Raw genomic sequence first — 20,110 nt, forward strand, 5'->3', positions numbered from 1 at the left:
GCTTGTTGAAGCTACGTTTACGCGGCGTCTGTTAGCCAATTAGTACGGTTGGCATTCCCAGCACAATATTGCCACCATGGCTGGTGGTATCACCCATTCTCGCCGCTGGTCTGCCACTAATAAGCACACTGGTGCTGCCTTTTACTATGGTATCTGGTGGACCAACACAGACAGCGATATCGCCAACAACAGAAGCAGGCATATTTCCAATTAGCACGTTAGGCACCGAGGGGCCTGATATTGGTCCACCTACATGTGGCACGGTGCCTGTTACCATAGAGCAGACATGCATATCTGAAATCCGTGCAGCTGGTAATCCGGGCATGGCATTCTCCTTTTATTGTTGTACTCCATCTCAGTATATCGCCTTTATGAAAATTCCCAATACTCAGAAAGGGTGTAATTTCTGTCAGAAGTTGCATTACGTTCCCAAACTGTTTACACTTGCCGCGATTCTAACCATTCATTCACTGTAGAGGAGAGAAAAACATGACACATACAATTTTATCCTTTGCAGGTCTTTCTCTGTAATTCGCGAGCGCGAATAAATATTTCCTAGCTTGCGAAAGCTGTATTTAGCGATTTTGTGTTGCCTATGCAACCTAACATTTGATTGCTATAACTAAGCCACTCTAGACCTGCCAATACACAATTATTTTTAAACCTCATTGAAAGGTATTGGTAACTATGGGCAGATCCGTCCAACAAATTTCTGATCGCGTGTGTCTATTTGCATCTCAAGACACTTGGATTGAAGGCGCTGCGATCCAACAACTTACAAAAACAGCTGAACTAGCCAGTATGCATCGTGTTGCAGGTATGCCTGACTTGCACCCGGGACGTGGTTATCCAATCGGCGCGGCATTTTTTAGCCTAGACCGGCTGTATCCCGCGTTAGTCGGAAACGATATTGGCTGTGGCATGGCGCTGTGGCAAACCACCACAAAGGTTGCCAAAGTTAATGTCGATAAGTTTGCTAAACGGCTAGAAGACATCGAGCAGCCGCTCGATGCAAGTTGGCAAGAGACTGTTCAAGCTGAAATGACACATCGTGATATTTCAGCTGGATTATTTGAAAGTGCACTGGGTACGATTGGCGGCGGTAATCACTTCGCCGAGTTTCAAGCGGTGGAACGTGTTTACAATGAAGCCGCGTTTACTGCGCTTGGCCTTGATAAAAAGTATTTACAGCTGCTGGTTCACTCAGGCTCGCGTGGGCTTGGGCAAGCCATTTTAGTCGACCATATTGCGCGTTTTAATCATGATGGCTTAGTGGCTGAAGCGGGCTCGGAGAGTGAAAGCGCACGCTATTTGGCACGCCATGATGAAGCGGTGCGCTGGGCTGAGTTAAACCGCTTTTTGATTGCAAAAAGATTTCTCGCAGCCATTCGTAGCGATGGTGAATGTACGCTAGATGTTAATCACAACCTCGTGTGCCCAAAAGTTATTGATGGCCGCGCTGGTTGGCTGCACCGTAAAGGTGCGACCCCAAGTGACAAAGGTGCTGTCGTGATCCCCGGCTCACGAGGTGACTATAGCTATTTGGTTCAGCCTGTAAACAATGCGCCTGCGTTAACGGCCTGTTTATATTCTTTGGCTCATGGTGCTGGTCGAAAGTGGAAGCGAGGTGACTGCCAAAGCCGCTTGAGTCACAAATATAAACGCGAAGATCTTTATCGCACAGCATTGGGGAGTCGTGTGATCTGTGGCAATAAGGAGTTGCTTTACGATGAAGCGCCGCAAGCTTATAAAAAGTGTGAAACCATTGTTAGTGATTTGGTTGACGCTGGATTGATAGAAGTGGTTGCAATATTGCGTCCGGTGCTGACATTTAAAACCAACGGGAGCTGTTCATCATGATCTTGTTGCAACTTTCAGCCGGTCAAGGCCCAGCAGAGTGCGGGAAAGCCGTTGCATTGGCGCTCAACTTAGTCAATAAACAAGCCAAAGCAATAGGCGCAGAATGTACCGTGTTAGCGCAAGAAATGCATGCACACAAAGGCTGCATGAAATCCGTATTGCTACAGCTTTCGAGGGACGCAAAAGCGCTTGCCGAGTATTGGCATGGCCCGCAGTTGTGGGTGTGTCAGAGCCCATTTCGTGCCAAACATAAACGGAAAAATTGGTTCTTTAGCGGCAGCATGGCCGAGATAGATGAAGTCGCAATGGCATCCGATATTCGCTATCAAACTTGTCGCGCCTCAGGTGCTGGTGGGCAGCATGTTAATACCACAGACTCAGCGGTACGAGCGACGCATATTGCATCAGGATTGAGTGTGCGAGTGGAGAGTGAACGTAGTCAGCATGCCAATAAGCGCGTTGCAAAGGCGTTATTACTACAGAAATTGGCCGCGCAGGCAGATGCTGAGGAAATGGCTCGTGATAAAGCAAGGTGGCAGCAGCATCAGGCGCTACAACGCGGTAATCCTAAAAATACTTTTAAAGGAAACCAGTTCAGCCCAAGGGTGCCGTTTAATATAGGAGCTCTGCATGACAACTAATGTGTTATTTATCTGTAGTCGCAACCAATGGCGCAGTCCAACCGCTGAGCGTATCTGGAAAAATCATCCGGGTATTAGCGTGAGATCGGCAGGCACAAGCCCAAGAGCACGTCGCAGTGTAAAGGTGAGTGATATTGAGTGGGCCGATATTATTTTAGTCATGGAAGAAAAACATAAATCGCGGCTGCGTGCACAATACGCCAATCTATTGCGCTATAAAAATGTTCAAGTGTTGGATATTCCTGACGAATATCAATTTATGGATGACGAGCTAGTGACGCTACTACGAGACAGCGTCGCGAGTATTTTAGTGGTTTAACCCAGCCCATTTTGGGTGTTAATAAGGTTGTAGGGAAGAGGATAGAGCAATGTAATTCCATCGGGAACAAGCAATTGAGAACACAATAAGTCGTTTTGTCGCTATTAATTGCTGATTTTGCGGCCAAGTACCAACTTGGCTTTTTAATTTTAAAAATGGAGCAACTAAGATGAGAATTAAATATCCTCGAACTCCGCACTTGGTGTGGTCAAAAGGGATCACAAGTGATGATGTAAGGTGTGCCAATACGGAACACTTTAAAAACAAACAAGTAGTCGTGACCGAAAAAATGGATGGTGAAAATACCACTTTGTATGCTGATTATTTGCATGCACGTTCACTCGACAGTCGTTTTCATCCATCTCGCTCTTGGGTAAAAGCACTACAGGCTCAAATAGGTCTAAAGATTCCAAAAGGATGGCGTATCTGTGGTGAAAACTTGTATGCAAAGCACGCCATTCATTATCAGAAGTTGCCTAGCTACTTCCTCGCTTTTTCTGTGTGGAACGCGAGTAACGAGTGTTTAAGTTGGGATGATAGCCAAGCTATTTTTAATGAGCTTGGTCTGCATAATCCAAAGGTGCTCTATCGTGGGGCATGGTGCGAAAAAACCATCAAAAGTATTGTTGTAGATACAAACTTACAAGAAGGCTATGTGGTCAGAGTGGCTGATGCCTTCCATTATGATGAGTTTGTTAATTGTGTTGCCAAATGGGTGCGCTCAGATCATATTGTGTCGGATAAGCATTGGATGCATAGCGTTATTACACCAAACAAACTCATGGAGGAGTAACACTGTATGTTAGCGAAGAAAAAAGTAGCGGATTGGTTGCCTTTGCTTGCAGAGCAACATCAGCCTGATTTTACAGAGTGCTTAGCCATGTTGGGGGAAACCTTTCCCCTTTTGCACGAACTTGAAGCAACACCACAAGATACTATTTGGCATGAGGAAGGTAATGTTGCCATTCATACCAATATGGTATTGGAAGCACTTTATGCATTGCTGCAGAGTTCTGCCTCTCATATAAAGGGGGAGCGAAGGCAGGTGCTGATACTCTCTGCGCTGTTGCATGATATTGCCAAGCCTGTCGTGACTAGAGCGAAGGAGATTGATGGTCAACGGCGGATTGTTGCACCGCGGCATGAGGCGATCGGGATGAGTTACCTAGCAAGTAGACTCGTTGACTTACCGTTGCCAATGCAGACTATTCAAACGATTTTAGCATTAGTCGGTTTTCATCAAATGCCCAAATTATTGGTAGTTAAAAACAAAGGCTTCAGTGAATATCTTAATTTAGCGCTAAATGCTGATCTCGAGATGCTCTACTGGCTCGAAGTTGCAGATATGCGAGGTCGTATCTGCCCAGATCAGGATATCCAAATTGAACTGCTGAGCTTGTTTAAAATGTTTGCTCAAGAATATGAGCTTTGGTCAGTTGCAGATCCGGCTGAATCACTGCTTGCTAATATATCGCGATACCCAACTGTTGAAGAACAGTGCTTCATTACTGCTTATACAGTTAGACAAATGGCTTTTGGCGAAATTACAGTTCCTGAAGAAGCTCCTATCAAATTTTACCAACAGGCAAAGCACTATGGTCATTTTTATATCATGTGTGGAGCGAGTGGGAGCGGTAAATCCAGTTGGATAGCAAAGCATCTTCAAGGATTTACACTGGTCTCTTTGGATGAACTAAGAGGCGAGATTAACGGTCGTTCCGCGAGTCAAAAAAACCGTGGTCAGGTGCTACAAGCCGCCAAGCAAAAGCTGAAAAAAGCATTAGCAGCGAAGGAAAATGTTGTGTGGGATGCGACAAACCTGCGAAAAGATTTTCGTAAGATACTTTGCGATTTAGGGTGTGACTACGGTGCGCTCGTGACGTTAGTCGTATTTCAACAAGGTGAAGTACAACTTAGACAAAATAACAGAGCAAGAGCACGAGTCGTCCCAGATGAAGTGATAACCCAGCAGCTGAAAAGGTTGGAGTGGCCATCGGTGACAGAAGCGCATCGGATACAGGTGATTGGCGAACAAGGGCAAGTGCTTTGGCAAAAGGGGACGTTTTAGCCACCGCTCAGTGAGGTTAGCTTTACTTGTCAGCTAATTTTGATAGCTGACAAGTAACCAATATAGAAGTGTGAATAGCGGCAGAGTGCTATCCTACGAGCTATGCTAATTTTATCTTGCTCAAGAACAGTTCTTTTGTCGGACTGCTCCTGAACATCATCCAAAATTTCGAAGCCTAAAACGTTCCCTTTCTTTGCATTTAACAATCGTTGCACCAGTTTATATTCTTGTGCTGTATAGCCTAGCCAAGGAGCAACTGCACTAGTGTTGTTGGTCATACTCCCTCATACCACTTTTACCAATATCAATGAGAGTATTAAGGTTATATGTATAAATTTTAAGCGCTTTTATATAAAACTTATATACCTTAAAGAAATGACGGTAGACCCACTGTCAGACATAGCTATACTTCACTCTCGATACGCCAAATACAATTATTTTGTGTGGTGGTTTTTAGGGTTTTGTTTGTGGAATATAGGGCGGAGGCGCGGAAATACACACATAGATACTTTTAGAATGAGCACAGGTGCGCTCAATATTAATGCGTTTAAGACTATAAATATTAATCCATCATAAGCTTTTTGCGGCAGCAGCATATGGATACTGAGGAATTTATCCGCTAAGAGAATCAATAGCCATGATAAAAAGGTGGCGAGAAAATGGTCTAATTTTAGGAAGTAGGCAATAGGGAAACTTGCAAAAAATATCATCAGGTAGCCGTAGTTTAGGTTGGTGCTGAGTGTGTTACAAAGCCACAGGGTCACGGCTAACAAGGAAATTGTAGATGTGTGCAAAAAGTGTGATTTTATTCCCTGACTTCCAGTAGCCATTTACGTTCCTTACTGACTGTGGTGGTGTACATTTGTTCAGCAATTACATCCGAATTTGTTCGATAACACAACGGCTTTTTCAATGACTCCACTTTGCTGCTAAGTGCCTCGCTAACTTAGCGCTTTAAAGCGCTTCTATCATTGCTTATGGAGAAGCGCTTAACTTCTTAAAAGTGCAAATTAAAGTGGTTTGATGGCGATAATATCCACCGCTTTTGCCAACCATCCTTGATACAGTGTAAATACCTGTTTGGTGTAAGCTTGCTGATGATGAAAATCGAACGCGGCTTGATCGACGAAGCGCTCAACTAAGGTAAGCTGGGTGCGGTTTTCATTTTCATAAAGTTCAAAGCGTAAACATCCTACTTCTGCTCGAGTGGCTGGCAAGATCTCTTGGATTGCGTTAATACAATCTTGATAGTGCTCGGTTTTAGGTGTGATATGGGCGATAAAGTTGACGTTATAGTGGTTGTTGGCCATGGTATTTCTCCATAATACGTTTAGTAACGGCGGTAACTGGGGCTGATAAAACATAGGCGGCGGTAAAAGAAGCTGGCCAAGCATTAGCAAAGGCATGTGCCCATCGCGTGGTAAAGTCCGCCATTAATCCCAAATTGATGTACGTGACCCATCCAGACACCATAAACGATAGGCACAATGACAGCAGTAATGTAAAAATGAGTTTTTGCATGTTTCCTCCTTTGGCTGTTGGTATGATTGTAGGGAGTTGCCAGCCGATCAGAATGGCAAAAATGGAAAGCTAAGATTGCGGAGATAACTATGCTAGATGACTTAAGACTCTTTGTTGAGGTAAGCCGCCGAGGAAGCTTTGCCAAGGCGGCAGAAGACCTTGGCATAGGCGCGCCGACGCTATCTAAACGGATGTTAGCGCTAGAAGACAAGCTTGGTTATCCGCTATTACTGCGTAGCGCCAGAGGACTTACATTAACGAATCATGGTCAAGCTGTAGTCGATGAGATGGCTGATCCACTGCTTGCGCTGCATGCAAAAAGTGAAACGCTTTCGACACTAGAAGCTAAGACGTTCCACCTGCTATGCCCGCAAAACCTAATAATTGATCCATTATACGATGCACTGCAATCGTTTCAGTCGCAACATCCTGATATTCAATTACATGTTGAACCTGCCAACAGTGTGGCCTTGTTAAGCCAAAAACGCTTTGATTTAGCGATCCGTGTTGGCGAGCTGGAGGATTCTAGCGTCTATCAAAAACAGCTGGGGAAAATCGCGGTAAGAGTGGTGGTTGCCACGGAAATTGCGACTACACAAACCCTATTTTTGCCCTTTAAAGCATCGCAACTGCCTGCAACCGATGAGTGGCGAGCACTGCTGGCGCAGTTTAGTCACGTCTCTTATGTGGGTGATATTACCTTAGTGCGTAAATTGGTAGGCTCGGCTAACGGTGCTGGCGTCTTGCCGATGACAGAAATTGCAGCGTTGGCAGCGCAATCTCAAACCACATTTAGCTATATCGGTGACTGCCAATTTATTCGCAGCATCTACGCACTTTGGCCAAATCAACGAACTCCACCGACTTACACCAGAGATTTTATTGAGTTACTGCAAATGCGGTGTCAGGAGCTTGATTATCTGCAAGGGGCAGTGATAACTCTATAATGAACACCGTACAATCGCATCTTATCCTAAGCTCAGATTGCGCTCAAAATGCACGATATCGACATCAGGCTTTAGCTTATAGAGCTGCGCTAAACGTCCGCCTGACTTGACCTTTTCATCTAGTGCTTCAAACATGTTTGAGGCTTCGATACGTCTTACTAAGCTCTTGCGCTGAATGGGTTTGGCGATAATGGCCTCGATGGCGGTTTTGAGTTGTCCAATGGTAAATTGATCAGGCAAACAATAAACCGGGATCATGGAATATAACGCCTTTTGCTGCAGCCGTGCCTTGGCCTTTTCAATAATGTGTTTATGATCAAAAGCCACGGCGAGATCTGGGATCTCGCTAAGATCTACCCATCTCACATCATCTACTGAGTCAATTTGCGTTGCCACTTGCTGAGGTGAAATCAAGGCGTAATAAACCAAGGTGACACTAAAGCCTCGCGGATCACGGTTGATCCCAGAAAAAGCCTGAAGTTGCTCTAGGTATTGTGGGGCAACACTGGTTTTCTCTTTGATCTTACGCAACGCGCTCATATCCGTGTTGTCATCCAGCTCAACATCAACAAACCCCCCAGGTAATCCCCAGCGGCCTTTAAAGGGAGCGTTAGCGCGTTTTACCAGCAGCACTTTTAAGCTGTCCTGCAAAATTGTAAATAACACGCTGTCTACCGTGAACAGTGGGTTTTGGTATTGGGTTAAATCGTAATCAGGGCTCATGAGATTTTTAGTTTGTGTCTTTTAGACACAATAAACAATTGTAGTCAGTATGGCAAATATACTGAATATCCCTATGTTAAAAATAAACACTAAATGTCCTTTAGACATAAAGATGTTGATTGATCAAAAAATGTTTGATACCTTATTTGTGTCTTAGGGACATTATTAAGGAAAGGTTATGAAAGTCACGAGTTATGAATTCTCTGGAAACAAAAAAGATGTTCAATATGAAGCATTTACCTTCTCAGGCGGGGAAGAGCATATTCGTTTCAAGGCATTTGATTTCTGTGATTGCGAAAAAGTGCAAATCACAGCCAGAGTGACCAATTCTTCTCATATCATGCGTTTACTGATGGCGGTGGATGCATTGAAGCGACTTTGTTTGGCGCGGACGCCAATAGAATTAGTGTTACCCTATTTCCCCTATGCGCGCCAAGACAGAGTATGCGTGACGGGCGAAGCGCTAGGTGCAAAAGTGATGGCGTCACTTATCAATCAACTGGCGCTAGACAAAGTCACCGTGTGGGATGCACATAGCGACGTTGTACCTGCACTCCTTGAGCGAGTGGAAAATGTTGAGCAAACGACATTGATATCTCAGTGTCCGGCTTTACAGCGACAGTTGCAGTGCGGTGCGCTCAGTTTAGTTTCACCAGATGCTGGAGCGAGTAAAAAAACACTGAAAATTGCGCAGCATTTTGGTGGTGAGGTTGAGGTTATCCAAGCACAAAAAGTACGAAATCTTAAAACGGGTGAAATTGTACAAACGCAGGTACTTGGTGAGGTAAAGGGTAAAGATTTACTGATCGTTGATGATATTTGCGATGGTGGTAGAACCTTCACCGAACTTGCTAAGGTACTAAAAGCACAAGGCGCTAACTCAATTGCGCTTTACGTAACACACGGTATTTTCTCTCAAGGATTAGGCGTTTTTAGTGGACTGATCGATACCGTTTATACGACTAATTCGTGCCGTGATAACGGCGACTTGGTTGAACACCACGATGTGCAATTTAACATGATTGAATTATAAGGAATATTGTCATGACAATTACCGCAGCAAGTATGCAAAAAGACGTGTATAAAGAATTTCACAGCCGCGCCTATCATCCTGAAGTGACAGAGGTTTATGCAAACTTTACCTCGCGCAGCGGTAAATTAAGTAATGTTGCAAATAACGATAAAGTGGCTTTTGTGGGGCTGCAGTATTTTATCAAAAGTTACTTACAAGAAGAGTGGCAAGACTTTTTCGCAGCCGACAAGCACACCGCTGTGGCAAATCATAGACGGATCATGACAGCAATGTTGGGCTACCCGGTGGATGTAGGTTATCTCGAGGCGCTACACGACTTAGGCTATTTACCGCTGAGGATTAAAGCGCTGCCAGAAGGGACTTTAGTACCGTATCAGGTGCCGCCCATCACTGTGGTCAATACCAAGCCTGGATTTGAATGGCTAACCAATATGATTGAGACTGTCTTAAGCTGCGAAAACTGGCCAATCCAAACGAGCGCTACCACCTCAGTTGCATATTTAAAAGTGTTCCGAGAATTTGCTCAAAAAACCGGTTTACCTCAGGAGATCGTGCCGTTTCAGGGTCATGATTTTAGTTTTCGCGGCATGTTTGGTAAGCACGCTGCGGCTATGAGTGGTTTTGGTCACCTTGCGTCTGGCCTTGTGGGGACGGATACTATTCCTGCGGTACTATTTGCTGAAAAGTACTATGGCGCAGATGTCGACAAAGAGCTGGTCGGCTGCTCAGTAGACGCAACCGAGCACTCTGTAACCTGTTCTTGGATCCAAGAAGGTGAAATCGAGTTTTTCCAATATTTGATGCGTGAGCAGTCACCGACCGGGATCCTCAGTGTGGTCTCTGATACTTGGGATTTTTGGAAGCTAGTCACCGAGTATTTACCAGAATTAAAAGCAGAGATTATGGCGCGTGATGGCACTGTGGTGATCCGTCCAGACTCCGGAGATCCGGTGAAAATCCTGACTGGGTATTGTGTCTCACCAGTATCAGAATATAGCGAGTTGGTTGACTCTCAGCAGCAAGCGCAAGAAATGGCAATGACAGATGGCTTTGAAGCGTATCGTTGGCAGGGAAATTACTATGCAGTTGAGCCTCACTCAAGGCAGCTGCAGGAGTGTGAAGTAAAAGGACTGATAGAATGTCTCTGGGATACCTTTGGTGGCACTGTGACCGATAAGGGCTTTAAATTGCTAGACGAGCATATTGGCGCAATATATGGCGATGCAATTACCCTTGAACGTCAGCGTCAAATTCTACAGCGACTGATGGATAAAGGATTTGCGTCCAAAGTGGTGCTCGGCATTGGCTCATATAGCTACCAATATGTCACTCGCGATACCCATGGCTCTGCGGTAAAAGCAACTAGTGTGGTTAAAAATAACCAGCGTGTGGCAATTTTTAAAGAGCCAAAAACCGACAGCAAAAAGCGCTCAGCAAAGGGACTGCTCAAAGTAGAACGCGTAAATGGTGAGTTGATCTGCAAGGACAATGTGACCGAGGAAGAAGAAAAGCAGGGTTTGTTAGAAGTGGTGTTTGAAGATGGACAGCTATTAAAAGAAACCACCTTGAGTGAGATCAGAGCTTTGATCAGCGCGCAAATTAGTTAGATTCCATTGTTGCTCTCATCGTCTTTTGGTCGCGATAGGTTCCAGCCATCGCGACTTTTGTGCTTCACAATTGTACATCTAATAATTACAATCAGTACAAAAAGTACTTTCCCATGTCTGACCAATATACTGTTTTATATGTAGAAGATGACTCTAGCAGTGCCGAGATTTTAAGTTTATATCTGGCACAAGCGAATATGCAGGTTGTCCATTTCGATAACGCCCCTGATGCTCATCGAGCCTTACAAAACCTCACATTTGAGCTTGCGATTTTGGATGTTATGCTCCCAGGAGGCGATGGCCGTGAGCTACTTAAAGAAGCCGTTATGCGCAACATTCCTACCATTATGGTGACCGCCAAAGTGTCTGAAACCGACCGCCTTGAGGGGTTTGAATTTGGTGCGGACGACTATGTGTGTAAGCCTTATAGCCCGAGAGAGGTCATCTCCCGAGCAAAAGCGCTATGTAAGCGCAGCTACCGAGGACAGCAAAGTGCCGCTTTGCTATTTGATGGCTTGAGCATTAACTTAGAGAGCAAATCCGTCACTGTGGCAAAGCATACTCCTGCGTTGACGGCGGTAGAGTTTGAGTTACTACTCACCATGGCCAAACAACCTCATCAAGTATTTAGCCGGGCGCAATTAATTGAACAAGTATGGGGAAGTGATGCGCCTATTACGGATCGGGCAGTCGACACTCATTTAGCAAACCTTCGTAAAAAACTGGGCGATAGCAAGGCTGAGCCCAAGTTTATCGCCACGCGTTACGGGCAAGGCTATCAATTTATCGCGCGTAAGGTGTCTTCATGAAGCTAAAAACTAAATTTACTTTACTTGTGGCACTATGTACCTTTGCATTGCTTGGTAGCTTTTATCAGTTATCTAAACACTCGGCAGAGCGCACCTTTTTAGCGTTCAATAAGCAAAGTGCAGTGATATTAGGGCATACGCTGCTTGATGATGACTTAGTGGAAGCTGCATTGGCTGACAAAACCTTTGTAAACCCAGAAGCGACGTTGACGTTTTTAGCATCGACATTTCCCGAGCAACTGTTTATTTGGCGAGATGCTAACTCAGCAACGGATATAAAGATCCTCAACCCCGATCTCACTATAGATTACGAGCAGGTCAAATCCGGTCATCAATTTTCTATCCATCATTCTGGTGTTGCAGCTTTTGTGGTGCAATTTAATGAGGTGCAACATGAACTGGCGCAGAATGAAGAATTATTTTGGCTCCCCAAGGTATTGCTAAATAGGTCGTTTGAAAAAGAAGCGCTACAGCAAGCGATGCTGGACGATTTTATGCTTACTTTGGTCATTTTATCAATTATTGCTGCGTTACTTGCATGGCTGGGCTCGTGGTACTTTTTGTCGCCACTTAAACAGCTTAAACGTAGCTTTAAGGCGATAGAGTCGGGCGAGTTAGATACCCGCTTAGCGCTAAAACGTCATGATGAAGTGGGTGAAATCATTAGCAGCTTCAATAATCTTGCGGCTTGGTTACAAGGGTTACACCAGCAATATAAGCAAATGAACTCCGACTTATCTCATGAGCTTAGGACCCCACTTAACGGTATTCGCTCACGCTTAGAAGCGATGGAAGACGGCATCTTGCCGATGGACAAGGCTCAGCTGGCGGTGATCGCCCAAGACCTTCACAACGTCAACCGTATCATCGACGACTTGTGCTTGTTATCGTTAACCGAGTCAAAGCAACTGACTTTGTCACCTGCACAGGTGGATGTTTCTGAGTTGATGAGTGCGCTTTTGGTGCGTTATCAAGCGCAGGCACAGGAGCAAGGTGTGGCGTTGACAGCAGATATTCAAGCGGGCGTAATCGTGACGCTCGATGCAGGAAGAGTTAGGCAGATAGTGGTGAATCTACTCGATAATGCGTTTAAATACGGCGCTGATGGCGGCCTTGTAATGCTACACCTACATTATCAAGACAATGAACTGGTTATCACGGTGACTGATCGCGGTCAGGGTATGTCTCCTACTCAATTAACACAAATATTTGAACGCTTTTATCGAGTGCAGGCGTCACGCCATGACACATCTAGTTTAGGGCTCGGCTTACCAATTTGTCGTCAACTTGCTGAGTTGATGGGGGCGACCTTGACTGTCAATAGCACTGAAAATCAAGGAGCGAGCTTCACGCTGAGGTTTTCTCGACTAACTTGATAATTGCTTGACAATTGCTCGGCATAGTTAGCTCAACAAAAACATCAACAGTGTGAGAGCAAGATTATGAGAGCAATTATTTTATCAGTATTAGCATGTACTACCGTTGGCTGTGGCATCACCGCGTCTACCAAACCTGAGTCACTAACCTTACCGATGAAGTATACCGAGAAAGGTCATGCCTATGTAATGACAGCACTTAATCATCAGATCACGCATCCTATGATTTTAGACAGTGCTGCGAACTTGGGGGTTTTACCCTCTCATTTAAAAGCCGCACTTGCTTTGCCAGAAGATAAAATCAGCACAATGAAAGTGCAAGGAGCCAATGGTAATTCAGAGCTGGAATTGACAAAGATAGAGCACACGAGTGTCGGGCACTTTGCGATTGAATCGCTACCGTATGTATTTCAAGATATGAACCGCTTAGAGGTCGAAGGCGTCTTACCTGGCATTTTGGGGCATGGATATATGTCGCAATATTGTAATGTGTTTGATTTTAAAAATAATGCGTTTAGCTTGTATCAAGAGGCTTGTCCAAGTAGTGTGACACAAGGTCTAGAAAGTGCACGCTTTACAATAGACGACGACTTTATCAAACTCACAGCAAGTTTTAATGGTGAACGGGTGGATGCGTTACTAGATACCGGTGCGCCAACTAATTACATCAACTCACACTTGGCAAATAAGCTATCTTTGACGCTTGGTAAAGAAGATATCGGCCGAGGTCTAAATAATATAGAAAACAAAAAGGTCGCCATAGAATCACTGCGCTTTAGCTTAGGTGGCAAGGAAATCATCAATACTGAAAGTCACTTGTCAGATATGCCAGTATTTGAGGTGCTTGGATACAAAGATGAGCCATTTATCCTACTTGGTTTAAGTAACTTTAACGATGACAAGCTAGTTATCGACTACGCTGAGAACAAAATTTACTTTTGATCCCAATGCTGCTGGCTTGACCCGACCAGTCAGTAGCGAATTATATTTCATACTAATTTAGACAGTTATTGTGTTTACTATAGCGAATAGTTATTTGAATGATCATTCAAGTAAGGTTAGTCTAGTACTCAATGAGTAGTTAACCTGAGGTTAGTTAGATCTCAGGTTATACCAATACAAAATGCACCAAAAGGAGCAACTGATGACTGACTTTACAATCCATACTGTAGAATCTGCACCGCAAAAAGGTAAACCATTACTCGAGAAGTCCCAGCAAGCGTTTGGCCGTATTCCAAACCTTCATGGCGTGATGGCTGAGTCGCCTGAGCATCTACATGGTTATCAAGTGTTACACGAAGCATTTTTAAATAGCTCGTTTAATAACGATGAAAAAACTGTGGTATGGCAAGCGATTAATGTAGAACATGAATGTCACTATTGTGTACCTGCTCACTCCGCTATCGCTAAGTCAATGAAAGTGAGTGATGAATTGATCAAAGCGCTGCGTGAGCAAGCACCACTAGGCGATGAAAAGCTAGAAGTACTGCGTGCCACAACACTTGAAATGTTACGTGAACGTGGCAAATTGAGTGATGCACAAACTAAAGCGTTTTTTGCCGCAGGTTATACTAAACAAAATCTGCTGGAAATTATCTTAGCGCTAAGTCAAAAAGTGATGAGTAATTACGTGAATCATATCGCGCATACTCCGCTGGATGATGCATTTAAAGCGTTTGTCTAAGTACAAAAAATCGTCACAAAACGAAGTATCATTCAATTTGTGACGCCTCGGTATATTAATATTTCCAGTTGCTAGCAAAGGATTAGTAATCCACTGCTCAGGTTATTTAAATCGGCTTCAATTTAGTGAGTCTTTGCGCTGCGAAGATGGCTAGTCCAAACACCAAGAGCGTAGCAAAAAGGAGTGACGAAAAGCTTTGGCTTGGCGTTTGTGGCTGATTTTTGTAAAGTGGAAAGTTGAGAATATCCTCTTTCGTTACCGCTTTATCAAAAAACATGAAATCATAAAAAAAATGGCGGATCTGCTGGTGGTAGTGTGCTATTTCTTTAAAATATTCTGTTTGATGATAAGAGCTGGTGTGAGCTAATTGGTTAAGCCCAAATTGCAGCATTAAGGCTGGAGAAAGCCAGCTGAGTTTCTGTAGCTGTTGATGTCTGAGCGCTCTGTTTTGCAAATAACCTTGCCATTGCTCATCAACTGCTATGTCACTTAAATGTTGCTGAGCGAAATACCATTTCCAATCGAATGTATCACCAAGTGGTGAGGTGCTTTGCCATTGTGGTTCATGGCTTAAGAACTCATCAAGCGCAGCTTGTTGATTTTGATCCCATCCATCATTCATTATTAAGCGCTGCTTGAGGCTGATTTCAAGAGGTGTATTCGTTTGGTAGCTGTTTGATAGGTAAAGGTGGATCGCGCCTGGAATAAGGATTGCAAAAATAACCCAGCTACTCAGATACGCTAAACTATTTACTACGCTACTTTTCCCCAAACTCATGATCAAACCTGCAAGAGAAAACCAAAATAGCATATAAAGTGTGATTGCGGCACACACCAACCAAAACGTTCCATCAAATGGTAAAGATAGTAGCGCTGCAGCACTGATGAGTAACACTGCGGTCAACAACCAGATCACCGCAAAGCGCAGCCCGAGTTGTTTATAAACTTGAAAGTAGGCGCGAATTGGTAGCGCACTTAATAACCGCCACCTTCCTGCATGTTGCTCATCTGAGATGAGTGTCACGGTGACAATTCCAATCACGATTGGCAGTAAATAGACAAGTACGAAACCTAAATCTAGTCCACCGGTGCGTTGTTGCGACGGATTGACGATTTCGCGGTTAAAAATTTGACCCTGTAGCGCCAATGCCTTGATTTTTGTAGCAACCATTGAATGTTGGCTTTCGCCAACAAATAACGCGGCCCACGGGCTAAGCTGCCACTGAGTGGGGGCGCTGGCATAGTAGGCGATAGAGCCAGGCTCAGGTAAGGTCTCGCGGTTGGCAACATATTCACGCTCCTGTTGAAAAACCACCGTAGATTTATATTGATCGACACGCTGTGATTTATAGCCTTGTGCTCCTTGATAAATAGCAACCAAGCCTGAGATAAGAAACAAGGCAAGTACCAGCTTGTTGACTGTGCCAGAGAACAACCGTTTGCATTCAAGCTTAAACTGAAGCATAAACTCTCCTTTGCATGAGGGGTGAATTTAAACTAAGAAAAATAATCAGCACGGCGAAGGTTGGCAGCAGCCATGTCCAGCTGAAATCACGAAGCGACCATTGTAAGTTGGGAGCGCTGTAGCTAAATGGCTCAAACTCCTGCCAATATGACTTGTCGATCCGTTGTGCTCGGTCGTTATGGTGATTAACCTGATGGGTATGCAGCTCGTTTAATTTTTGAATACGCGCATAGCGGTGTGCTTCGGCTTGTTGTTCAAAATCTAAAAAGTGTTTGGTATCGGTTCGCGTTAATGCCATAGAAAAGTCGCGCACAAATAAATACGGATTTAACCAATAAAATTTACTAATGAAGGCTTGTTGTGCATCAAATTGGGCTATTTGTTGGTCGTAGTGTTTGCGGTAAATTTGGGCGTTTAAGCGTTCACCCTCTTGCATCACCAGTCCACGATAGTTGATAGGTAAGTCTTCAACCTTGTCAACGCCGTATTGCTTTAAGGTTTGCTCTCTGAACTGATTAAAATACGGATCATTTGGATTATGACTGTTGCCTACTTTGCGGTTATCTAGTTTAACTGCGAGCTCAAAGTCATTGCGTTTTTGATGTGGGTGCTGGTTGTGAGCAAACTCAGCTAAAACACGAGGCATTAAAATCGTTAAAATAAACCAAATAGAAGTCAGTAATACGAGCGACTGTTTTGGCGCTTTTACCACAGACGACACAAAAAGTGTTAAACCAGTCCAAAATAAGCAATACAGTAAATAAATACCAAACAACAAAGCTAATCTTAAAGGGCTTTCTGTGGTGAGATCTGCTCCCGAGCTTAACGCTAGTACAAGGGCAAAAGCAAAAGCGGGGATGATGAAAATAACTGACAATAGTAGATAGCTGAGAGATTTTCCGATGATTAAATCGCGAAATGAGACGCCCATCGACATCAGTTGTCTTAACGTACCACTGTTTTTCTCGCCACTGATACTGGCAAATCCAAGCGCAACAATTAGCAATGGCCAGATTGTTAGCAAGATATTGGCCGTGCTTAATTCTGAGAAACGCAGCAGTGTGCCGCCATCTAAGTCATCTGTAAAGTTAGCACTGTTTTGCTTATGTGCCTCCAAGAAAATACTATCGCCAACCCAAGTATTAATACCAAGGTCAAAAAAGCTCAGTGCACTTGGGGGGCGAAAGGCGAAATGCCCAAAGTGGGCGACGCGGTGTGGGTGCCTATCGGGTTGCGCTTGCCATTGTTGCTCTACCAAGGCTTGGGCATTTTGTTGAGTCTGAGTGCTGTGTTGATATTGCTGGTAACCCGTAAATAATGCAATGGCGAGCAACAGTTGTATCATGATGAAAAGCAGCCACAAGACTGGGCTTTTGCGTTTACTGGCTAACTCATGGCGGAATATTTTTATCGTTTTGCTATTGATCATGCAAATATATTTCCTGTATTGACGCTGTGAACCTGAGCGATAAGAAAGTTGTATCAGCTGACTTTTTTTATTGGGGTCTTACCTGAGATCAGCTCATGATATTTCTGCTCTAATGAAGCGAGTGGCAAGTTTTTGTTTTCTATCAGTGTCAGTAGCGTGCCTTTGTCCATAATGCCGATTTTGTCTGCTAAGGTATGCGCGCAGTAAAAGTCGTGCGTGACCATTAAAATCGCCGCGCCTTTGTCGGCTAATTGCTGAATAATGCGAATAAACTCTAGAGTCGCACTTGGATCTAAGCCAGATGTTGGCTCATCTAAAAGTAAGACTTTTGCTTCACGAATAATTGCGAACGCGATCCCTACTTTCTGGCGCATGCCCTTTGAGTAACTTTTTAACGATTGCTGTCTAGCGTTTTGTTCAAGTCCAGTTTCATCTAATGCTGCGTGGATCTGCTCAGTGGTAACCGACAGCCCGGATAGGCTTGCTAAGTATTTTAAGTTATCAATGGCGTTAAACTCTTGATACAAATTGACCTGCTCAGGCAAATACACCAATTTATCTTTGGTATTTGCATCACGATGGACGTCAAGTCCGTCAATCAATGCTTTGCCGCTGTCTGGTTGTAAGAAATTTAAGAAGACATTGAGTGTAGTGCTTTTTCCGGCTCCGTTAGCGCCAAGTAAACACATGATTTCCCCTGATTGCACAACAAAGCTCAGATCGTTGAGCACTTTTTTATCTGCAAAAGATTTATCTAAATTAATGGCTTCAAGCATGAAATAATCCTTCAAAGATACTGTGCTTAGTGTAAATCTACGTAATTCTCGAAGTACTACACCTGCACAGTATTCGATTTAAAATTTGATTAGTTATAACATATCAATTGTTCAATAAATAGAAACATCTTTAGTTTGTTGGCACTAAAAAGCTCGCGGAACCCGTAAATGCACCACCATCAACACAGATTTGCGCGTTTTTATAGTAAACAAGGTCGTTTGAAAGTCGTTTTTTACAGTGGTTAGGAAAAAAAGCTTCAAATCGAACTGCACGCGTGGAGTTGATCGTTTTTTTGAATTTGATATCTAAATCTCTTAAATAGACCTCACCGACTTTTTCGCTCAATTGGTTATCCCAACAACCGTAGATTATGCCTATCTGAGATATCCAGATCATGGCGCTTTGGGCACTGAAGTGAAAGCGACCATCGCCAGGCATTTGAAATTGCTCAACGTCGACTTTACCTTCAATATAGCCAGGTGCGACGACCACAGAACTAAATGACATTTTTTCTTTACGCCAACCGTTTTCCAAATAGTCCGACATATAAGCGCGTTGCTGTTGCTGAGTAAGTTGGATCATGAGTTTTTCCTTACACTAGAAATTAATGGATTGGCAGAGTGTTGCTCCTCTGCAGACCGATTCGATGGGAGTAATATTGAATTTATGACTGCGGTGAAAAGCCCAATGGTGGTTAGGCTGTACCATGCTAAGTGATTATCTTGATTGGAATAATCAAAGGCTGCTCCAATTGCACTGCTACCTACGACCAATCCAATACCTGCAAAAAGATAGAAGAATCCGAAATGCGTTGCTACCGCGTGATTATTCGCAAGTTCAGAGATTTGACTCATGATAAATGGAAAGCTGATCATAGTGCCGAGGGTAAAAACAATGGCTAACATACTTAATGGAAGATAATAAAGTACGCCGTGGTTGTAAGGCCAATCGGGAATTAGCGTCACAAATGCCAGTCCCATCAACGCAATTCCTATGCTGATCCATTGATTTGGATGTAGCCAGCGTTCGCAAAGTCTCGTTATAAAAAACTGCAAACAAATAGAGACTAAGGCGCACAATGTGAGCACCCAAGCGACATCCTTTGGCTCACCATCTTGGCTTGTAATATGTATCGGAATGGCAAACGAAATCTGATTAATTAACATGAAGTAGCCAGTCATTACAGCGCAGAAAAGTAAAAATTCACGGTTTGAAAACACGGTACTGATAATACTTTTAGAAGGAGACATTTTTGCTTGAGCGTCTGGTTGAGTTTTGCGTTGTTGAGAGGCTGGCAATAAGAAAGCAAATATAATCGCAAAGATCACAAAGGGGATGGCGGAGACTAAACATAGCGCTGCGAAGTTGACGTTGAGCAACATCAATCCACACACTGGACCTAGTAGCTCTCCGCCGTTTCTCGCTACAGCCACCAGAGAGAACATTTGTGCACGGCTTAAGATCTCCTGTTTGGCAAAATACGCTTGTGCTGCTGGGGTAAAAAGTGCTCCAGCAAATCCTGTAAGAAAGGCCGCAAAAAATAGCAGAGGTATGATATCCGCGAATAAAAACAGCACAAACCCAATTGCGCGGAGCACACAGCCCATCATGATGAGTGTCTTGGTGCCAAACAGATCGGCGAGTAACCCACCGATGAGAAATAGTCCTTGCTGACAAAAAGAGCGCACTCCTAATACGACTCCAACTAAAGTTGCACTGAGCAGTAAATCTTGTTTTAAGTAGCCTGCCAAAAAGGGGATCAACATATAAAACCCCAGATTAAAGAAGAATGCAGCGACAAGCATCCAACGATATTCCGAGCTCAGTTTGAAATAGTAAGTAAACATAAGC

The 20,110-nt window shown here is 43.9% G+C and carries 23 protein-coding genes; 12 read left to right on the plus strand and 11 right to left on the minus strand.

Going from position 1 to position 20,110, the window contains the following annotated elements; all coding sequences use genetic code 11:
• Positions 1-31: 31 nt before the first annotated feature.
• Entirely contained in the window at positions 32-325 is a 294-nt protein-coding gene (locus DRB05_RS12630) for a PAAR domain-containing protein (RefSeq protein ID WP_045989257.1), read from the minus strand.
• A gap of 362 nt (positions 326-687) precedes the next feature.
• Here DRB05_RS12630 and DRB05_RS12635 point away from each other — a divergent pair, with 362 nt between their 5' ends.
• The 5 genes from DRB05_RS12635 to DRB05_RS12655 all read left to right on the plus strand — a co-directional run bounded on the left by DRB05_RS12635 (position 688) and on the right by DRB05_RS12655 (position 4,888).
• Positions 688-1,860, plus strand: coding sequence for an RNA ligase RtcB family protein (locus tag DRB05_RS12635; RefSeq protein ID WP_128727262.1), 1,173 nt, complete (start codon positions 688-690; stop codon positions 1,858-1,860).
• Complete coding sequence (gene prfH / locus DRB05_RS12640) at positions 1,857-2,501, plus strand: peptide chain release factor H (RefSeq protein ID WP_128727263.1); 645 nt, start codon at positions 1,857-1,859, stop codon at positions 2,499-2,501. The genes DRB05_RS12635 and prfH overlap by 4 nt, the downstream gene beginning before the upstream one ends.
• Entirely contained in the window at positions 2,491-2,820 is a 330-nt protein-coding gene (locus DRB05_RS12645) for a phosphotyrosine protein phosphatase (RefSeq protein ID WP_128727264.1), read from the plus strand. The genes prfH and DRB05_RS12645 overlap by 11 nt, the downstream gene beginning before the upstream one ends.
• Before the next feature lie 169 nt (positions 2,821-2,989).
• A complete protein-coding gene (locus DRB05_RS12650; RefSeq protein WP_128727265.1) occupies positions 2,990-3,613 on the plus strand; it encodes an RNA ligase family protein in 624 nt (207 codons plus the stop codon).
• 6 nt (positions 3,614-3,619) lie between these two features.
• A complete protein-coding gene (locus DRB05_RS12655) occupies positions 3,620-4,888 on the plus strand; it encodes an AAA family ATPase (protein ID WP_128727266.1) in 1,269 nt (422 codons plus the stop codon).
• 29 nt (positions 4,889-4,917) lie between these two features.
• On the opposite strand, the gene DRB05_RS12660 is transcribed toward DRB05_RS12655, so the two are convergent.
• From DRB05_RS12660 to DRB05_RS12675, 4 genes are all read right to left on the minus strand, one after another.
• Entirely contained in the window at positions 4,918-5,166 is a 249-nt protein-coding gene (locus tag DRB05_RS12660; RefSeq protein ID WP_128727267.1) for a hypothetical protein, read from the minus strand.
• Between the two features lie 156 nt (positions 5,167-5,322).
• Complete coding sequence (locus tag DRB05_RS12665) at positions 5,323-5,718, minus strand: hypothetical protein (RefSeq protein ID WP_128727268.1); 396 nt, start codon at positions 5,716-5,718, stop codon at positions 5,323-5,325.
• A 180-nt stretch (positions 5,719-5,898) separates the two neighbouring features.
• Entirely contained in the window at positions 5,899-6,198 is a 300-nt protein-coding gene (locus DRB05_RS12670; protein ID WP_128727269.1) for an antibiotic biosynthesis monooxygenase, read from the minus strand.
• Positions 6,179-6,409, minus strand: a complete 231-nt coding sequence (locus DRB05_RS12675; RefSeq protein ID WP_128727270.1) for a DUF2798 domain-containing protein — start codon at positions 6,407-6,409, stop codon at positions 6,179-6,181. The genes DRB05_RS12670 and DRB05_RS12675 overlap by 20 nt, the downstream gene beginning before the upstream one ends.
• 89 nt (positions 6,410-6,498) lie before the next feature.
• On the opposite strand from DRB05_RS12675, the gene DRB05_RS12680 reads away from it, so the two are divergent.
• On the plus strand, positions 6,499-7,356 hold the full coding sequence (locus DRB05_RS12680; RefSeq protein WP_128727271.1) for a LysR family transcriptional regulator: 858 nt from the start codon (positions 6,499-6,501) through the stop codon (positions 7,354-7,356).
• A 21-nt stretch (positions 7,357-7,377) separates the two neighbouring features.
• Here the strand turns inward: DRB05_RS12680 and DRB05_RS12685 are convergent, their stop codons facing one another.
• Positions 7,378-8,079 (minus strand): NUDIX domain-containing protein, encoded by a 702-nt coding sequence (locus tag DRB05_RS12685; protein WP_010376576.1) that lies wholly within the window; start codon positions 8,077-8,079, stop codon positions 7,378-7,380.
• A gap of 178 nt (positions 8,080-8,257) precedes the next feature.
• Here DRB05_RS12685 and prs point away from each other — a divergent pair, with 178 nt between their 5' ends.
• From prs to DRB05_RS12715, 6 genes are all read left to right on the plus strand, one after another.
• Positions 8,258-9,112 (plus strand): ribose-phosphate diphosphokinase, encoded by an 855-nt coding sequence (prs, locus tag DRB05_RS12690; RefSeq protein ID WP_128727272.1) that lies wholly within the window; start codon positions 8,258-8,260, stop codon positions 9,110-9,112.
• An 11-nt stretch (positions 9,113-9,123) separates the two neighbouring features.
• A complete protein-coding gene (locus tag DRB05_RS12695; protein ID WP_128727273.1) occupies positions 9,124-10,719 on the plus strand; it encodes a nicotinate phosphoribosyltransferase in 1,596 nt (531 codons plus the stop codon).
• A 113-nt stretch (positions 10,720-10,832) separates the two neighbouring features.
• Positions 10,833-11,528 (plus strand): response regulator transcription factor, encoded by a 696-nt coding sequence (locus tag DRB05_RS12700; RefSeq protein WP_128727274.1) that lies wholly within the window; start codon positions 10,833-10,835, stop codon positions 11,526-11,528.
• A complete protein-coding gene (locus tag DRB05_RS12705; RefSeq protein ID WP_128727275.1) occupies positions 11,525-12,904 on the plus strand; it encodes a HAMP domain-containing sensor histidine kinase in 1,380 nt (459 codons plus the stop codon). Before DRB05_RS12700 ends, DRB05_RS12705 begins: the two co-directional genes overlap by 4 nt.
• 66 nt (positions 12,905-12,970) lie before the next feature.
• A complete protein-coding gene (locus DRB05_RS12710; protein ID WP_128727276.1) occupies positions 12,971-13,846 on the plus strand; it encodes a retropepsin-like aspartic protease in 876 nt (291 codons plus the stop codon).
• Positions 13,847-14,048: 202 nt separating this feature from the next.
• Positions 14,049-14,588: a carboxymuconolactone decarboxylase family protein gene (locus tag DRB05_RS12715; protein ID WP_128727277.1), complete on the plus strand. Its 540-nt coding sequence runs from the start codon at positions 14,049-14,051 to the stop codon at positions 14,586-14,588.
• Between the two features lie 106 nt (positions 14,589-14,694).
• On the opposite strand, the gene DRB05_RS12720 is transcribed toward DRB05_RS12715, so the two are convergent.
• The 5 genes from DRB05_RS12720 to DRB05_RS12740 all read right to left on the minus strand — a co-directional run bounded on the left by DRB05_RS12720 (position 14,695) and on the right by DRB05_RS12740 (position 20,106).
• Positions 14,695-16,053: a DUF3526 domain-containing protein gene (locus tag DRB05_RS12720; RefSeq protein ID WP_128727278.1), complete on the minus strand. Its 1,359-nt coding sequence runs from the start codon at positions 16,051-16,053 to the stop codon at positions 14,695-14,697.
• The gene (locus DRB05_RS12725; RefSeq protein ID WP_128727279.1) at positions 16,040-17,482 is read right to left on the minus strand and encodes a DUF3526 domain-containing protein; all 1,443 of its coding nucleotides are present in this window, start codon (positions 17,480-17,482) and stop codon (positions 16,040-16,042) included. The genes DRB05_RS12720 and DRB05_RS12725 overlap by 14 nt, the downstream gene beginning before the upstream one ends.
• A gap of 53 nt (positions 17,483-17,535) precedes the next feature.
• Positions 17,536-18,258, minus strand: coding sequence for an ABC transporter ATP-binding protein (locus DRB05_RS12730; RefSeq protein WP_128727280.1), 723 nt, complete (start codon positions 18,256-18,258; stop codon positions 17,536-17,538).
• Positions 18,259-18,388: 130 nt separating this feature from the next.
• Positions 18,389-18,841, minus strand: coding sequence for a hypothetical protein (locus DRB05_RS12735; protein ID WP_128727281.1), 453 nt, complete (start codon positions 18,839-18,841; stop codon positions 18,389-18,391).
• The gene (locus DRB05_RS12740; RefSeq protein WP_239966257.1) at positions 18,838-20,106 is read right to left on the minus strand and encodes an MFS transporter; all 1,269 of its coding nucleotides are present in this window, start codon (positions 20,104-20,106) and stop codon (positions 18,838-18,840) included. Before DRB05_RS12740 ends, DRB05_RS12735 begins: the two co-directional genes overlap by 4 nt.
• Positions 20,107-20,110 lie beyond the last annotated feature (4 nt).

This window comes from Pseudoalteromonas sp. A757, from assembly GCF_004103285.1.
In the GTDB taxonomy this organism is placed as follows: Bacteria; Pseudomonadota; Gammaproteobacteria; order Enterobacterales; family Alteromonadaceae; genus Pseudoalteromonas; species Pseudoalteromonas galatheae.

What these genes read in the sequence shown, in the direction of transcription:
- DRB05_RS12715 (WP_128727277.1), top strand. Translation starts at nt 14,049, where the DNA reads ATGACTGACTTTACAATCCATACTGTAGAATCTGCACCGCAAAAAGGT.
- DRB05_RS12700 (WP_128727274.1), top strand. Translation starts at nt 10,833, where the DNA reads ATGTCTGACCAATATACTGTTTTATATGTAGAAGATGACTCTAGCAGT.
- DRB05_RS12710 (WP_128727276.1), top strand. Translation starts at nt 12,971, where the DNA reads ATGAGAGCAATTATTTTATCAGTATTAGCATGTACTACCGTTGGCTGT.
- DRB05_RS12740 (WP_239966257.1), bottom strand. Translation starts at nt 20,106, where the DNA reads ATGTTTACTTACTATTTCAAACTGAGCTCGGAATATCGTTGGATGCTT.
- DRB05_RS12695 (WP_128727273.1), top strand. Translation starts at nt 9,124, where the DNA reads ATGACAATTACCGCAGCAAGTATGCAAAAAGACGTGTATAAAGAATTT.
- DRB05_RS12665 (WP_128727268.1), bottom strand. Translation starts at nt 5,718, where the DNA reads ATGGCTACTGGAAGTCAGGGAATAAAATCACACTTTTTGCACACATCT.
- DRB05_RS12735 (WP_128727281.1), bottom strand. Translation starts at nt 18,841, where the DNA reads ATGATCCAACTTACTCAGCAACAGCAACGCGCTTATATGTCGGACTAT.
- DRB05_RS12725 (WP_128727279.1), bottom strand. Translation starts at nt 17,482, where the DNA reads ATGATCAATAGCAAAACGATAAAAATATTCCGCCATGAGTTAGCCAGT.
- DRB05_RS12680 (WP_128727271.1), top strand. Translation starts at nt 6,499, where the DNA reads ATGCTAGATGACTTAAGACTCTTTGTTGAGGTAAGCCGCCGAGGAAGC.
- DRB05_RS12670 (WP_128727269.1), bottom strand. Translation starts at nt 6,198, where the DNA reads ATGGCCAACAACCACTATAACGTCAACTTTATCGCCCATATCACACCT.
- prfH (WP_128727263.1), top strand. Translation starts at nt 1,857, where the DNA reads ATGATCTTGTTGCAACTTTCAGCCGGTCAAGGCCCAGCAGAGTGCGGG.
- DRB05_RS12660 (WP_128727267.1), bottom strand. Translation starts at nt 5,166, where the DNA reads ATGACCAACAACACTAGTGCAGTTGCTCCTTGGCTAGGCTATACAGCA.
- DRB05_RS12675 (WP_128727270.1), bottom strand. Translation starts at nt 6,409, where the DNA reads ATGCAAAAACTCATTTTTACATTACTGCTGTCATTGTGCCTATCGTTT.
- DRB05_RS12635 (WP_128727262.1), top strand. Translation starts at nt 688, where the DNA reads ATGGGCAGATCCGTCCAACAAATTTCTGATCGCGTGTGTCTATTTGCA.
- DRB05_RS12685 (WP_010376576.1), bottom strand. Translation starts at nt 8,079, where the DNA reads ATGAGCCCTGATTACGATTTAACCCAATACCAAAACCCACTGTTCACG.
- prs (WP_128727272.1), top strand. Translation starts at nt 8,258, where the DNA reads ATGAAAGTCACGAGTTATGAATTCTCTGGAAACAAAAAAGATGTTCAA.
- DRB05_RS12705 (WP_128727275.1), top strand. Translation starts at nt 11,525, where the DNA reads ATGAAGCTAAAAACTAAATTTACTTTACTTGTGGCACTATGTACCTTT.
- DRB05_RS12650 (WP_128727265.1), top strand. Translation starts at nt 2,990, where the DNA reads ATGAGAATTAAATATCCTCGAACTCCGCACTTGGTGTGGTCAAAAGGG.
- DRB05_RS12655 (WP_128727266.1), top strand. Translation starts at nt 3,620, where the DNA reads ATGTTAGCGAAGAAAAAAGTAGCGGATTGGTTGCCTTTGCTTGCAGAG.
- DRB05_RS12630 (WP_045989257.1), bottom strand. Translation starts at nt 325, where the DNA reads ATGCCCGGATTACCAGCTGCACGGATTTCAGATATGCATGTCTGCTCT.
- DRB05_RS12720 (WP_128727278.1), bottom strand. Translation starts at nt 16,053, where the DNA reads ATGCTTCAGTTTAAGCTTGAATGCAAACGGTTGTTCTCTGGCACAGTC.
- DRB05_RS12730 (WP_128727280.1), bottom strand. Translation starts at nt 18,258, where the DNA reads ATGCTTGAAGCCATTAATTTAGATAAATCTTTTGCAGATAAAAAAGTG.
- DRB05_RS12645 (WP_128727264.1), top strand. Translation starts at nt 2,491, where the DNA reads ATGACAACTAATGTGTTATTTATCTGTAGTCGCAACCAATGGCGCAGT.